The organism is Dietzia sp. SLG310A2-38A2 (assembly GCF_014145095.1).
In the GTDB taxonomy this organism is placed as follows: Bacteria; Actinomycetota; Actinomycetes; order Mycobacteriales; family Mycobacteriaceae; genus Dietzia.
This window is the reverse complement of record NZ_JAALDX010000547.1, coordinates 1,770-2,041: the sequence shown is the minus strand read 5'-3', so window position 1 is coordinate 2,041 and position 272 is coordinate 1,770. Positions and strand designations below refer to the sequence as shown.

The 272-nt window shown below is 64.7% G+C and carries 1 protein-coding gene; it reads right to left on the bottom strand.

Going from position 1 to position 272, the window contains the following annotated elements; all coding sequences use genetic code 11:
* The coding region (locus tag G6027_RS17925; protein ID WP_241727271.1) for an ATP-binding protein at positions 1–272 on the bottom strand (272 nt) is incomplete at both ends.

Genomic DNA, 272 nt, shown 5'->3' with positions numbered 1-272 from the left:
GTCCTTCTGGGCGTATTGGGTGCAGAACACCGTCGAGGCGTGTCCGTAGCGTCGCTCGAGGAGTTCGAGCAGCATGCTGCGCATGCCGTCGTCCGGCGGGTCGAGGAGCCATTCGTCGAGCACGAGCAGCGTGAAGGCGGCGTACTTCTTCAAGAACGTCGTCTTGCCGTTCGGCTTGTCGCGGGCCAGTGCCCACTCCTCGGCCAGATCCGGAATCCGGGTGTAGTGCGCCCGGATTCGGTGGGTGCATGCCTGCTTGGCCAGGGCGCATT